We start from the raw sequence: 12,810 nt of genomic DNA, 5'->3' as shown, positions 1-12,810 counted from the left end.
ATTCAAAGGGCAATGCCGACGATCAACAACATATAGTCGCGGCATTGTTCACAATGTGCACTCGGGAAAACCAGAGTTCCCTGTGGGGCACTCCCCCATGCTTCGAATCGCCAACGTCATGGAAAACGTGTCGTGCATTTGTGGTTCGGATCGGAGAAAAAATCTAGCCGTAAGCCGCTACGGCGGAAGACTAGAACTAACAGTCACCGGGACGAGCCTTACTTTGGAACGAGATCGGCCAGATGCTCGCGCATCATTGAGGCGACGGCCGGTGCACGCGAAAGAGGCAACTCCGAGGCAAGGGCCATCACATTTAGTCCAGCAAGGCCGCACGAGCCTGTCTCGAAGGAGATTCCCACGCCCGCCATCTGGCGCGGATGGACGTACGCGAAGTCGGTCGATCGAGTCTGCTCGATCAAGCCGCACAACCTGCTCTCCGTCATCTGGTGCTTGTGGTATTCGACACGGTGCCGCGAATAGTGCTCGCGGATGTACTGATCTGCGTGACGGGCGAGCAAGGCTACGCCGGAGATACCAATACCGAGCAGGCGCATCATGCCAACATACGACCTAAGCTCGGGCATCTGCGGCTCTGCCGACTCCATGTGCAAGCAATGCGCGTAGTCGCCGGACTGGATGCATAGCAGCACATACCCACCCGACTGTCGCGCGAGCCGCTTCATCATCGGCGCGCAGCGGTCGATCAGCGGCGGCCGCTGCATCGCCGCCATGCCCAACACCATTGTTTCGATGCCGAGCCGGTATTCCTTCTCCGGGCCACGTGACGCCATGCCCGATTCAACCAACGATGACGCAATCCGGTAGGCCGTAGTACGGTCGAGCCCCGTTTTGGCGACGATTGAGGCGAGTGAGATGCCCGAAACCTGATGTTTAGCCAGCAGGCTCAGAACCGCGATTGCTCGTTCGAGCGACTGCACGCCGTGCGAGTGAGTGACAGTTTCCGGCGTCTGGACGCTTACGCCTCCTCGCTCGCTATTGAGTCCACAATGGGCGTTCATCGGATCCACCTGTTAGCTCTGCAACATGACTATCGTTCAACTTCTCAAGCGCTACATTTCCATACCGTCCTGGACTAAAGTCAGGCTCATTGATTCCCAGGACTGTCCCATTTTGTCGATCGGGCTATGGGGCGCCTGGCAGTGATCGACATGGCAGCGCGTCGAAGGTGACTGCAAATCGGTGGCGGCTCTCAGTTGCCCCTTGTTTGTTTTCAGCCTGCCGGGCTTTGCCCCCGCTCCTCTGGGCATTACGACATTGCCAGGATGCTCAAAACGGTCGAGAATCAGAGTCCCTCGAAGCGCGGCGCGCGCTTGTCCTTAAACGCAGCAACGCCTTCCGCGTGGTCCGGCGACGCGCCGAGTTCGCGTTGCAAATCTCGTTCGAGGTTGAGTTGTTGATCGAGCGTGTTGCTGCTGCTCGCACGAATCGCCCTCTTGGTGGCGGCCACCGCGCGCGCAGGCCGTTCTGCGAGTTGCGCCGCAAGTGCGTGGGCGGAGGCATGGACTTCGCTGTCGGCCACTACGCGCCAGACAATGCCCCACTCTTCGGCCTTATCGGCGCTCAGCTTATCGCCGGTCAGCGCGAGACCGAGCGCACGCGCATCGCCGACGCGCCGTGGCAGAAACCAGGTTCCCCCCGAGTCCGGCACTAGTCCGACCTTGATAAAAGCCTGAATGAAATTGGCAGAACGTGCGGCAACGATGAGGTCGCAGGCCATCGCCAGGCTCGCGCCCGCCCCCGCCGCGGTACCGTTCACGGCCGCGATCACCGGAAGCGGCAACGCCTGAAGTCGGCGTATCAACGGATTGAAATGCAGTTCGATGATCTCGCCGAGGTCAGGCGAATTGCCGGGCGTGAAGTCGAGATCGGCCAGATCCTGACCAGCGCAAAAAGCAGGCCCTGCGCCGGTAATGACGAGCGCCCTGACATTACTCCGCTCGACCTGAGCGAGCGCGTGATTCAAGTCTTCGTGCATCTGGCGGGTGAAGCTGTTCAGCTTGTTGGGCCGATTCAGCGTAAGCGTCGCGATGCGCGTATCGCCGTCGATGCCCAACAACACAGATTTTTCAGACATGGTCTCTCCTTCCTACCGGTGGCACGTTTCGGCTCGCGCCTCCTGGCTGCTGCCGCAACCGACTCGCTAACGCAGGATCAGTGGATCATCCAGGTCCGGCACGCGTCATTCGAAATTTTCAGACCGCGCGGGCCTGGTGCTGTCGTTCCTTTCGCTAAAAACTCCCGCAGATGGCGCCCGCGGAACAGATAGCGCATCCAACACCGTGCCTCGCGTGATCCAACCGGCAGTCCTTCACTCTCAACCACGACTCCCTGTGTCGAACCCTTTTTTTCCGGCAATAGGAACCCATAAGAGGCCTTCGCAGACATGCTGGATCGTTTGAAACGCTATAGTCAGACGTCCACCGCACCGGTTGATCGTCATGGCTCCCATGCGAGTGTCGTCGTCCACCGCAATGAAAGATGGGTCTCAGGTGCCGCGCCCATAAATGGGCGCCGTGGCGCAGGCGGGAAGACGCACCAGGAGCCGTCATCATGGCGGAAGAACAGGATCGCCAGTTCGCCTCTTTCTCCGGCGGCTTCCACGCGCACGTACCGGCACAGCTTCCTCCGGGTATCGCTAAAGCGCGTGACGCGGATGTCCCCAGCGCCGTGCGTGCCGAGCCACGATTCGACGACGCGACGCAATGATTTTTGCCGTCCGGCCATCAGTCCACCCTTCAGTTTGCTTTGCCTTGCTTCACTCACGAAGCGTCGACCGCTCAGACGACTTCGGTGAGTTCCGGGACGATCTCGAACAGGTCGCCGACGAGACCGTAGTCGGCCACACTGAAAATGGGCGCCTCTTCGTCCTTGTTAATCGCGACGATCACCTTCGAGTCCTTCATGCCGGCGAGATGCTGGATGGCACCGGAGATACCCACGGCAACGTAGAGTTGCGGTGCGACAATCTTGCCCGTCTGGCCGACCTGAAAGTCGTTTGGAACGTAGCCCGCATCGACTGCCGCGCGCGAGGCGCCGAGTGCGGCGTTGAGCTTGTCGGCAAGCGGCTCGAGAATTTGCATGTAGTTCTCGCCGCTGCCTAGACCCCGGCCACCCGAGACGATGATCTTTGCACTCGTCAATTCCGGACGTTCGAGTTTTGTGATTTCGCGGCTGACTAGATGGGAAACACCTTTATCTGCCGCGGCTTCTATCTTGTGAACCGCTGCGCTGCTACCCTGGGCCGCAACGGCATCGAATCGCGTCGTGCGGACGGTGATAACCTTGATCAGATCTTGCGATTCCACCGTTGCGATTGCGTTGCCTGCGTAAATCGGGCGGTCGAATGTGCCGTCGCTATTGACAGCGATGATGTCACTGATCTGCGCAACATCAAGCCTCGCTGCGATACGTGGCATCACGTTCTTGCCCGCCGCCGTTGCAGGAGCCAAGATGTGCGAATAAGTGTCCGCTGTATTTTGCAAAAATGCGATAACCGTCGCTTCTACGTTCTCCGCGAGACCCTGTTCGAGTTGCGGCGCATCGGCCAGCATCACCTTCGCAACGCCTGCGATTTTTGCTGCCTCATCGGCAGCAGCCTGCGCGTTGTGGCCCGCGACCAGCAAGTGCACTTCGCCGCCTATCTTTCGCGCGGCAGCTACGGTGTTCAGCGTCGCTGGCTTTATCGACTGATTGTCATGTTCAGCAATAACCAGATTCGTCATTTTGCCTCCCTCGTTACATCACTTTGGCTTCCATTTTCAACTTCTCGACCAGCGTCTTCACGTCTTGCACCTTCACGCCTGCGTTGCGCTTGGGGGGCTCAATGACCTTCAGTGTTTTCAGACGCGGCGCGACGTCAACACCAAGGTCCTCGGGCGTCAACGTTTCCAGCGGCTTCTTCTTCGCCTTCATGATGTTGGGCAGCGTGACGTAGCGCGGCTCGTTCAGGCGAAGGTCAGTCGTCACAACAGCCGGGAGCGTCAGCGATAACGTTTCCGCGCCGCCGTCCACTTCGCGCGCGACCGTAGCTGTGCCAGCTTTTATCGTAATCTTCGAAGCGAACGTTGCCTGCGGCAATGAGGCCAAGGCGGCAAGCATTTGGCCGGTTTGATTCGAATCGTCATCGACGGCCTGCTTGCCAAGGATGACCAGTTGCGGTTGTTCCTTGTCGACCAGCGCCTTCAAAAGCTTGGAGACAGCCAGCGGCTGCAACTCTTCATTCGACTCGATAAGGATCGCGCGGTCCGCGCCAATCGCCAGCGCCGTGCGTAGAGTCTCCTGCGCCTGCGCAACGCCCGCGGAGACTGCGACGACTTCGGTCGCCACGCCCGCTTCTTTGAGGCGCACGGCTTCTTCGATCGCGATTTCGTCAAACGGGTTCATCGACATTTTCACATTAGCGACATCGACCCCCGAACCGTCGGCGTTCACGCGCACCTTCACGTTGTAGTCCAACACTCTCTTCACGGAAACTAAAACTTTCATTTTTTAGCCACCAATTAACACCACTGATCAATGGTTTTCACTACACGCCTCGATAAAGATATCGAGGTGGATCACAAGTAGGTATGGTCGAGTGTCATGCATTCGTCCGTTCAAAAATTGCCGCAATCCCCTGGCCGCCACCGATACACATCGTGACGAGCGCATACCGTCCGCCGATGCGCTGCAATTCGTATAGCGCTTTTACTGTGATAAGCGCGCCAGTCGCACCGATCGGATGGCCGAGTGAAATACCCGAGCCGTTTGGATTTACCTTCATGGGATCGAGACCGAGTTCTTTAGTGACTGCGCATGCTTGCGCCGCGAACGCTTCGTTCGCTTCCACTACGTCGAGATCCCTCAGAGTCAAGCCGGCGCGCTGGAGCACGTTTCGTGTGGCTGGCACCGGGCCAATGCCCATATACGCTGGATCCACGCCCGCATATGCATAGGCGACCAGGCGCGCTAGCGGCTTCTGGCCGCGCTTCTCCGCAACGCGGCGGTCCATCAGGACGAGTGCGGCCGCAGCGTCGTTGATTCCAGACGCATTGCCGGCCGTCACGGTGCCGTTTTCTTTTGCGAACACTGGCCTGAGCGTGGCGAAATCCTCGGGCGAAGCATTTAGGCGCACATGCTCGTCGGTATCGAAAACAACATCGCCCTTCTTCGACGGGACCGTGACAGGTAGGATCTGTTCTTTGAAGTAACCGTTGGCTATCGCGTTGGACGCGCGGCGGTGAGATTCAAGCGCAAGGGCGTCCTGCTCTTCCCGCGAGATGTCGAACTTGCGCGCGACGTTCTCTGCGGTCACGCCCATGTGGATGTTATCGAAAGGATCGTTGAGCGCGCCGATCATCATGTCGATGAGACGAGTGTCCCCCATGCGCTGACCGAACCGCGCAGCAGGCATCGCATAGGGAGCACGGCTCATGCTTTCCGCGCCGCCACCAACCGCGATTTCCGCATCACCCAGCAGTATGCACTGCGCCGCCGAGACGATCGCCTGCAAACCGGAGCCACACAGACGGTTAACCGTCAACGCCGGTGTGTGGTGTGCGACGCCGCCGTTAATCCCCGCGACGCGCGCAAGGTACATGTCGCGTGGCTCGGAGTGCACGACGTTGCCGAAAACAACGTGTCCCACTTCGTCGCCCGTCACAGACGCACGCGACAGCGCCTCGCGCACCACGCGGGCGCCGAGTTCGGTCGGTGGAAAGTCCTTCAGGCTGCCACCAAACTCGCCCACAGCAGTCCGCACGCCGCTTACAACCACGACCTCTCTGCTCATTTCAACTCCATCCATGATGAAGGACCTCGCCCCTCGTGGAAGTGCAAAGTAATTTCGGCCCAACTGTGCATCGTCCCGTGACGTCGATCTCCAGAACGTTCAGTAGCGAAATCCCCGCTCGGCTTGATGGCTTAGATCGCATCAACCCAACCAAGCGACTTTCAAACGAGTGTATCACTTGTTGGTCGATTAGTAAGTATAGGGAGTTCCCGTAAGTTGAAGGGTCCGGCCCATCGGAAGGCCTATTCTGCCGTACCCGCGACGCGTAATCGCAGTGATGTTGCGAAAGGCCCATCCTCTGTCAGCCAGTCGTCAATTGCTTCGCGGCCGACTTCCGCCGCGGCGCGCGCCGCCCCCGGCCTGCGTGGCAAGCACGGGGAATGTTTTGCGGGGACCGCCTGGAACTTGCCGATCGACCCGCGGAACTAGACGCGCAGGTTGACGTATCATCCACGGACCAAGCCCAACGTGCGTTCGATGGCCAGCAGCGCACTGTGTGCGATCGCCGCCATCAGCACCAGCGAATTCGCGTCGAATGGCGCGGGCACCGCGACCACGAGACAACTGCGTCAAGCAGGAAGGTATCGCGCGGCTCGCTGGCGAGGTGTAATTTAGCGCGAGTGAGGCGCCTGTTAAGTCGCGAGCCAGAACTATCAACTGAGCGGCTGGACTTGCACCAATGACGCACGCGACGTGCGTGCATGCAGGCCACTACGGAATACGCGGGACCGAGCCGTCGACGCGCAAACCTTCGTCGATGTGGCTGTGCCGGATCGGTTTGGAGTGCGGCGACTGTGAGATCGTCGGCAAGCCCACGATCTCCAGGCCCGCGCGATTCGCGAGCAAGTGCCCAATCATCGCTTTGGCCAGCGCACCGACGCCGGGCGCTCGCCGGCGACCGTTAGACCCCGCGTGCGGCTACCAAGCTCACGCCGGCACTTCCGTTGCTCGCGGACAGCGATGCCTTGTCGCATCCGGCCCGTTGGAAGTCAGCTCAAAGGTCTGAGAGGTTATTCGCAAAGATGCGAAGTGCCGCTTCCTGGAGCATGTCACGCATATCATCGGTCACCGCTTGCCCCCGGGATTTGAGGCCTGCTTGCTGGGTGCCGCGAACGCCTGCTCGATCAATTGCACCACCTGCTCTTTATTTCGGCGTAAGCTCGCCAGCCGACCTTGCGACAGACGCTGCTGCGCCAGTCCTCGCACGGCGCCCACGATAAATTCGGCACCCAGGGCGGGATCGACATCGCGACGTACTTCGCCCTGCAGAATGCCTGCCCGCAGGTTTTCCTCGATCCACTCGAACATCTCACGGTTGCATTCAGTCACAACCTGGACTGTGTCCGAATTTTCCAGCAGGGACTCAGCAAGTAGCAGCAGAAGCGCGCGCGTGTTGGTCCACTGCGCATCGCTGCGTCCGAAGTACACGCGCACGTAGCCGAGCACCGCCTGCAGGCCAGTCGGCGATGGCGGCGCGGCTTGCATTTGTTTCGCAAACGACCGATGCATTTCCGTCGTTAAGGCCCTCAACAATTCGGCTTTGTTGCCGAAGTGATGCGTCGCGAGTCCCCGGCTGTAGCCGGCCGCCTCACCGATCTCTGCCAGCGTCATTCCGACCCAGCCTTTTCGCGAGAGTAATTCAATCGCAGCCGCCAGAAGCCGCGCCTCTGCTTCAGAACGCCGCTCTTCCTGCGACCGGCGCTGCGGCGGTAGCCCGGACGCCTTTAAGGGCGCGGCCCTTGCCCTTACGTTTTCAACAGACCCGGACTCCGTTAAAAGTTCGGCCTTATCTCTGCTCACAGCTTCGCCCAATAGTGCGCGCGTAGCCCCTTGCACCGCTCGTCTTGTCGCCAAGTCCCGCTCCTTGATAATTCAGCAACTGTACCACTTACTGGTCCACCATCAATAAGGTTGCGCCGGCGATTCATAGTTGCTTTGCGATGCATCCCAAACGGTTGTGCTGCCCGATTGTGGTTCGAACGTGATGGCTCACGACCGCGTCGAAATTGCGTCAGGCGGCGTCCCAGGAGAGAATGTCAATCGATGTGTTCGGCGGATAGAACGATGCCTTGTTCATCGGCAACGCCAGGCTTCGTCGGTAAGAAACGCACAAGTGAACGGCGCAATCTCGGCTCAAGTTCTTTTCGCATCGATGTCCATGAAATAGAACCACTGCCAGAACCGACGTGTGACAGCAGTGGTTCCTCCTTGTCCGCCGCGCCGCCAAATGCGGCCGACGAGACGGCTTTGTCTACATTGGTCATGTTTCTCCGCACCGGCTACCAGCACAATATCAGCCTAACCGCTTTCCACGGAATGCCCTGACGAGCTCTCACGAGATGGGCGCGGCTAACAGACCGTCCCAACGAGCGCGACGAATCTTGCGACAAACAGTCCAGTCAAAAGAAACTCGATTAGATGTCACCGTCGTTGCTGAGGAGGGCTGGACCATCGTATTCGACCTGATCCAAGGTGATCTGGCGCCAGCCGGGCTCACTCATAGACGCCTCGAATGCATGGCCGAACAAACCCGCCATGCGGAGGACGACGATAAAGTCGCGCGCCAGCCGCCAGTCAGATCCCATATCTCGGATGATTGGCCCGACGGCAGCGCAATGTTTGCCAGAAGCGGCCAGGCTTTCTTCTTCACCAGCGCCTTTTCCAACTCTAGTGTCATACGGACGTGGTCTCCTGCCAGCCCAAACTCTTCAGCGAGCTTGTGCTCCTGCATCGAAGCGGCGCGTTCCCGTGATATGCCTTGCCTCCGATTTCGCCAAAGGCATCTGGCGACGCAGCAATCCTACCACTTACTTGTCGGATAGCAGGTCACCGCTTGCTTGTCAACGATCACGTTTTTACGTAGCCCGTCTGGCGCCGGTAATATCGCGAGCGCATCGCTCGGAACGGACTTTCTTGGGCCGGGGCGGCGCGCAGATGGGCCCGCTTTCGTGAAGAAAGCACCGGTGTCCGGGCACTAGGCTGAACCGGCGTCCGCAGATCTGGCAGAATTGGATGGCCCGAGACGCTCCGATTTCGTATGCGACGACCGAAAATCAACAATTTGGCGCGCTAAACCGGGGGTGATTGGCAACGTAGCGCTCAAGGAAGGTTAAGAGCTCAGTCGACGTAGGTCGTGTTCCCCAACTGTCGTTGCGATTCAATGAGGCCAGTGCTAACCAGGAGTCGGGGGGGCGCAACTCTTCAATGATTTGAGACGCATCGGCAACGATCAAGCGCCCCGAGGACGTCCGAAAGTCCGCAGATATGTCGTGTTCGCCGACTCGTACGACAGCAAACACAGTGTCAAATTTCATTGTCGCCTTCTCTATGACTTTCAATGACGCAGCGCATATGATCGGTATAACAGATTTCGTTAATCGCCCAGACATCGTCAGAGTCGGATCTTAGCACTTGTTGGTCGCCCAACAACAAAACACGGTGCAGAGTACGTCAAATTTAGCGGTCGAGCGGGAAGACGTCGGATCGATCCGTCATTGCACCTCTTTGTCACCGGCAATTACCGTGTCGCGACTCTGGCGGTCCAAGCGTACCGGCTCGTCGACTCGGCTACATGGGCATGAAGTTATCCAGGGATGACGATCTACATCCGCAATGCGAACGTGAGCGATAGCGAGAATATGAAGAGCAGCGAAAGATACAGCAGCAAAATCCAGAAACTTCGAGAGGCTCGTACGGTGGCTGCCGCGTGCGCGAATGCCGAGGACGCCTCCGTTTGACCTAGGCTTTTTCCGGTGCTTTTGTTCGACCTTCAAGAAAAAAGCCGGATGTTCTTTCGAACCCCCGGCTTCAGTCGGCATACGTTGAGGTTACTGTTTCTCGCTCACGATTCTGCCCGCATCCTCGCCGAGGTCCCACCAAAGGCCAGCCATCAATGCCAGTGACTCACGCGCGACCGAGCCAAGGAAGTGCTCGTTCGGCGCGTGTTGAGAGCATGCCGGGTACGAATGGGGAATCCATACCGTGGGCAGCCCGAGTGTTTGAGCGAAGATGGCGTTCGGAACAGTGCCGCCCAGGTTCGGAATCAGCGCGGGCTTCTTGCCCGTCGACTGCGAGATGGATTTTAGAGCCCAGTCGACCCACGGGTCCTCGAGGTCTAAGCGGCTAGCTGCGACGCCCGACTTAACGATGACTTTGACCAAGTCTGCATAGCCGTGCAGAGCAAGATGCTCTTCCAGGTGCTTTTGAGCGTTCTGCCAATCGGTTCCTACGACGAAGCGAAGCTGGCAGTGCGCGCGCGCCGTTGGCGGTACCGCGTTCGCGACCGCATCCGGGTTTCCCGCCTTGAAGGCGAGCACTTCGACGGCGTTCCAGGCAAGAACGCGCTCAGCCGAGGACAGACCGGGCTGGCCCCAGGTGGGGTCAATGGCGGGAGCGTTTGCATCTGTGGCCAACTCGATGTCCGAGAGCGCCTCTCGAACAGTCGATTGAATCGGCGGAGGCAGTAGCCCTTCCACGAGAATCTTTCCGTCACGGTCAATGAGAGTTCCGATGGCATGAGCGAGCGTAACTGCTGGGTTGCGAAGCACACCACCCCAGTTACCGGAGTGATGACCACCATCGCGCAGGTTGACCTCTAGGTCGAAATTCAGCTCGCCACGGGAGCCCAGAAATACTGTCGGACGTTCGGCGGAAACACGCGGGCCATCCGAAGCCAGGAACAAGTCACCCTTCAGATACTCTTTCTCGGCCGCGCAGACTTGATTCAGACCGGGCGAGTCGATTTCTTCGCCAGTCTCAAAGATGACCTTCACGTTGTAGCCGAGCTTGCCACCACGAGCGCCAATCACTGCCCCGAGGGCAGTGAAGTTCACCGAATGCTGGCCTTTGTTGTCGGCAATACCGCGACCATACCAGCGGTCGCCTCTCACGACGATTTTCCAAGGCTCGAGGCCTTCGTCCCACTGGTTATCGTAACCGCGGACAGCGTCTCCGTGTCCATATGTCACGACCGTCGGAAGGTCATCACCTTCGTGGCGAGTGGCGAGCAGGAAGGGGGCGTCGACTCCGGCGGGATTGGCCACCACCTTCGTAGTGAATCCAAGGCGCTTAAGAGTCGGAACCATTTCCTCGTTGAGGTACGCGTGAAGTTGCGGAGCCTGATGCGACTCCTGACTCTCCGTGCGAAAGCCTATGCGACGGTCCAGGTCCGACAGAAATTTGCCCGAATCGTATTCTGCTACCGCCGCTGCAATAGCGGATTTGCGGCTGCCAGTCGCTTTACTCATTGAATTCTCACTTGCTCGTTAGGTTCTGGCCGCTCGAATGCAGCATCCGGGAAGAGACGAAAAATCAAACGGACTAGAGCGATGGGAGCGCCCAACGCTTTGAAGCTACCTAAGTCGGAACGGCCCGATTCATCTTTCACCAGCAGCTCTGCGACGCCCAGTCGACGCGCGAGTCCCGGCAGGCTGTAAAGGGGTCGAGCCTTCGGCGATGCCGTCCCAAGCAGAAATCCACCGCCGGTTCTCTTCCGCCTTCTCGACGGACCGGACATCTCGCAGGTTAGAGCGCACAGCGCGACTGTTGGCGATAAGCATAGAAACTCCAGAAGCAGGTTGTGAGTAGAAGAGCGGTGGCCGCTCTGACGGTGAAATCTTAAAACCCGACATCCTTACTTTTTGAGCGTATTTGCGGCCTTCATCGCAAATTTGTCTCGACTTTTGGCCCATTACCGAAAGCGGAACGCCTAGCAACGGTTTTCCCCGCTACTACACGCACGTTTGAATCGGCGCGGGATACCGTACTGATTGCTTGAAAGTCCGGTCAGCTCATTGTGTCGCCATTCCAATGGAATAAATCATTCTGGAAAGCGCGGGCCACGTTGCCAACAAGCAGTAGCAGTTGCGTGTGCGAACACAATCGGATCGCGCGATGCACGAATACGGCTTGATGTTAGCATCGACACCGGCGACCAGCTTACCGGGTGTCAATGTGCCGATGTCGTCATCACGCGCGTTACCTCTGTCAACGTGAACGATAGCAACACGACAACCGCAATGAGGCCGAGAAGGTGGCGAAAACGCACGATGGCTGTTCCGTCCAAAAGACCCACGATGGAAAGAAAATCACGTGGACATCACTGAGGTATCCTAGAGAAAAGTCGCGGCCACGAGCCCGTGCGGACAATCGAAAAAAGCGTTACCAGCGAGTACGCTGGCTCATTTGCGATTCTCACCGGGTCAAATCGTCTGTGCATTTGCATACGCGCGTTCAACGATTGTTTACTGGCTGAGATCTAAACGGAACGATCAGTCTCAGTGCGCCGTCGACTGGGCGGGTGTGGCCCGCGGTCGAACGTCCGACTCGCGGCGGCAAAACCCACGCGAACGCCTTCTTCCTGAGTACTCGGCCCCTGACCAGGATTCGGCCAAATTGCTATCATAAGCATTGAGGTTATAAGGATCGAGAATTTTCCGTGGGTTACGGAATAAGGAATTCAGTCGGTAAATGCTTGCCCGAACTGCCGCGCCCGCTTTACATCGTCGGTATGCAAGTAAATTGACGTGGTCGAAATCGATGCGTGACGAAGGTTATCGCGCACGGCGCTCAGTTCGACGCCCCTGGCGATAGCGTGAGTTGCATGCGTGTGCCGTATCCAGTGCGGCGTGGCCTAACGGAGTTTCTCAGCCAGCGCCGGATGGTCGCTTTCAATAATCTGCGCCGTGTGCCGGAAAAACCAGCGCATGACTTCCCGCAGCCGTAGCGGCTTGATGCCGGCATCGCCGTCGTCCAGGCTGCCGATCAACCGCGTGGCGGGGTTCCATCTCGCCCGGCTTACCGCCTTTGCCGGTCACGTGAAGCCAGTGATCGCCGGCGGCGTCGACCTCGATGTTTCGCAGGGTCACATTGGCCAGTTCACTGATCCGCAGTCCCGTCGCGCAACCGAAATCCAGCATGAAACGAAGTCGCTGCGCGGCGGCAGCCTGCCAGCCGTACGACCACTCGAGCCCGTTGGCGATGGTACGCGTGAGCAGCCATTCTGGGGAGCCTCCAATGAA

Annotated in this window: 11 protein-coding genes and 1 pseudogene; 2 read left to right on the top strand and 10 right to left on the bottom strand. The window is 58.7% G+C overall.

Annotated features, from left to right (window positions below):
- Positions 1 to 218 precede the first annotated feature (218 nt).
- Complete coding sequence (locus HDG37_RS08485; protein ID WP_260334364.1) at positions 219 to 1,019, bottom strand: IclR family transcriptional regulator; 801 nt, start codon at positions 1,017 to 1,019, stop codon at positions 219 to 221.
- A 284-nt stretch (positions 1,020 to 1,303) separates the two neighbouring features.
- Positions 1,304 to 2,095, bottom strand: a complete 792-nt coding sequence (gene paaG / locus HDG37_RS08480) for a 2-(1,2-epoxy-1,2-dihydrophenyl)acetyl-CoA isomerase PaaG (RefSeq protein ID WP_184046065.1) — start codon at positions 2,093 to 2,095, stop codon at positions 1,304 to 1,306.
- 476 nt (positions 2,096 to 2,571) lie between these two features.
- Here paaG and HDG37_RS40010 point away from each other — a divergent pair, with 476 nt between their 5' ends.
- Complete coding sequence (locus HDG37_RS40010) at positions 2,572 to 2,727, top strand: hypothetical protein (protein WP_184046063.1); 156 nt, start codon at positions 2,572 to 2,574, stop codon at positions 2,725 to 2,727.
- Between the two features lie 71 nt (positions 2,728 to 2,798).
- Here HDG37_RS40010 and HDG37_RS08470 read toward each other — a convergent pair whose 3' ends face one another.
- From HDG37_RS08470 to HDG37_RS08445, 6 genes are all read right to left on the bottom strand, one after another.
- Entirely contained in the window at positions 2,799 to 3,743 is a 945-nt protein-coding gene (locus HDG37_RS08470; protein WP_184046061.1) for an electron transfer flavoprotein subunit alpha/FixB family protein, read from the bottom strand.
- A gap of 13 nt (positions 3,744 to 3,756) precedes the next feature.
- Positions 3,757 to 4,506 (bottom strand): electron transfer flavoprotein subunit beta/FixA family protein, encoded by a 750-nt coding sequence (locus HDG37_RS08465; protein WP_184046059.1) that lies wholly within the window; start codon positions 4,504 to 4,506, stop codon positions 3,757 to 3,759.
- Positions 4,507 to 4,600: 94 nt separating this feature from the next.
- Positions 4,601 to 5,791, bottom strand: a complete 1,191-nt coding sequence (gene bktB, locus HDG37_RS08460; protein ID WP_184046057.1) for a beta-ketothiolase BktB — start codon at positions 5,789 to 5,791, stop codon at positions 4,601 to 4,603.
- A 1,065-nt stretch (positions 5,792 to 6,856) separates the two neighbouring features.
- Positions 6,857 to 7,591: a TetR/AcrR family transcriptional regulator gene (locus tag HDG37_RS08455; RefSeq protein WP_311541208.1), complete on the bottom strand. Its 735-nt coding sequence runs from the start codon at positions 7,589 to 7,591 to the stop codon at positions 6,857 to 6,859.
- A 236-nt stretch (positions 7,592 to 7,827) separates the two neighbouring features.
- The gene (locus tag HDG37_RS08450; protein ID WP_184046053.1) at positions 7,828 to 8,055 is read right to left on the bottom strand and encodes a hypothetical protein; all 228 of its coding nucleotides are present in this window, start codon (positions 8,053 to 8,055) and stop codon (positions 7,828 to 7,830) included.
- A 150-nt stretch (positions 8,056 to 8,205) separates the two neighbouring features.
- Complete coding sequence (locus HDG37_RS08445; protein WP_184046051.1) at positions 8,206 to 8,376, bottom strand: hypothetical protein; 171 nt, start codon at positions 8,374 to 8,376, stop codon at positions 8,206 to 8,208.
- 1,008 nt (positions 8,377 to 9,384) lie between these two features.
- On the opposite strand from HDG37_RS08445, the gene HDG37_RS08440 reads away from it, so the two are divergent.
- Entirely contained in the window at positions 9,385 to 9,528 is a 144-nt protein-coding gene (locus HDG37_RS08440) for a hypothetical protein (RefSeq protein ID WP_184046049.1), read from the top strand.
- Positions 9,529 to 9,618: 90 nt separating this feature from the next.
- On the opposite strand, the gene HDG37_RS08435 is transcribed toward HDG37_RS08440, so the two are convergent.
- Entirely contained in the window at positions 9,619 to 11,037 is a 1,419-nt protein-coding gene (locus tag HDG37_RS08435) for a M20 family metallopeptidase (RefSeq protein ID WP_184046047.1), read from the bottom strand.
- Between the two features lie 1,211 nt (positions 11,038 to 12,248).
- Positions 12,249 to 12,792: pseudogene (locus HDG37_RS08430) on the bottom strand (tyrosine-type recombinase/integrase); the annotation flags it as partial.
- Positions 12,793 to 12,810: the final 18 nt, after the last annotated feature.

This window comes from Paraburkholderia sp. MM5384-R2 (assembly GCF_014201025.1).
GTDB lineage: Bacteria > Pseudomonadota > Gammaproteobacteria > Burkholderiales > Burkholderiaceae > Paraburkholderia > Paraburkholderia tuberum.
The sequence above is the reverse complement of the archived record's forward strand: the minus strand, read 5'-3'. Positions and strand labels throughout refer to the sequence as shown.

Excerpts from the sequence above, each read along its gene's own strand:
- HDG37_RS08485 (WP_260334364.1), bottom strand. The coding sequence starts at position 1,019 with ATGAACGCCCATTGTGGACTCAATAGCGAGCGAGGAGGCGTAAGCGTC.
- paaG (WP_184046065.1), bottom strand. The coding sequence starts at position 2,095 with ATGTCTGAAAAATCTGTGTTGTTGGGCATCGACGGCGATACGCGCATC.
- HDG37_RS40010 (WP_184046063.1), top strand. The coding sequence starts at position 2,572 with ATGGCGGAAGAACAGGATCGCCAGTTCGCCTCTTTCTCCGGCGGCTTC.
- HDG37_RS08470 (WP_184046061.1), bottom strand. The coding sequence starts at position 3,743 with ATGACGAATCTGGTTATTGCTGAACATGACAATCAGTCGATAAAGCCA.
- HDG37_RS08465 (WP_184046059.1), bottom strand. The coding sequence starts at position 4,506 with ATGAAAGTTTTAGTTTCCGTGAAGAGAGTGTTGGACTACAACGTGAAG.
- bktB (WP_184046057.1), bottom strand. The coding sequence starts at position 5,791 with ATGAGCAGAGAGGTCGTGGTTGTAAGCGGCGTGCGGACTGCTGTGGGC.
- HDG37_RS08450 (WP_184046053.1), bottom strand. The coding sequence starts at position 8,055 with ATGACCAATGTAGACAAAGCCGTCTCGTCGGCCGCATTTGGCGGCGCG.
- HDG37_RS08445 (WP_184046051.1), bottom strand. The coding sequence starts at position 8,376 with ATGGGATCTGACTGGCGGCTGGCGCGCGACTTTATCGTCGTCCTCCGC.
- HDG37_RS08440 (WP_184046049.1), top strand. The coding sequence starts at position 9,385 with ATGACGATCTACATCCGCAATGCGAACGTGAGCGATAGCGAGAATATG.
- HDG37_RS08435 (WP_184046047.1), bottom strand. The coding sequence starts at position 11,037 with ATGAGTAAAGCGACTGGCAGCCGCAAATCCGCTATTGCAGCGGCGGTA.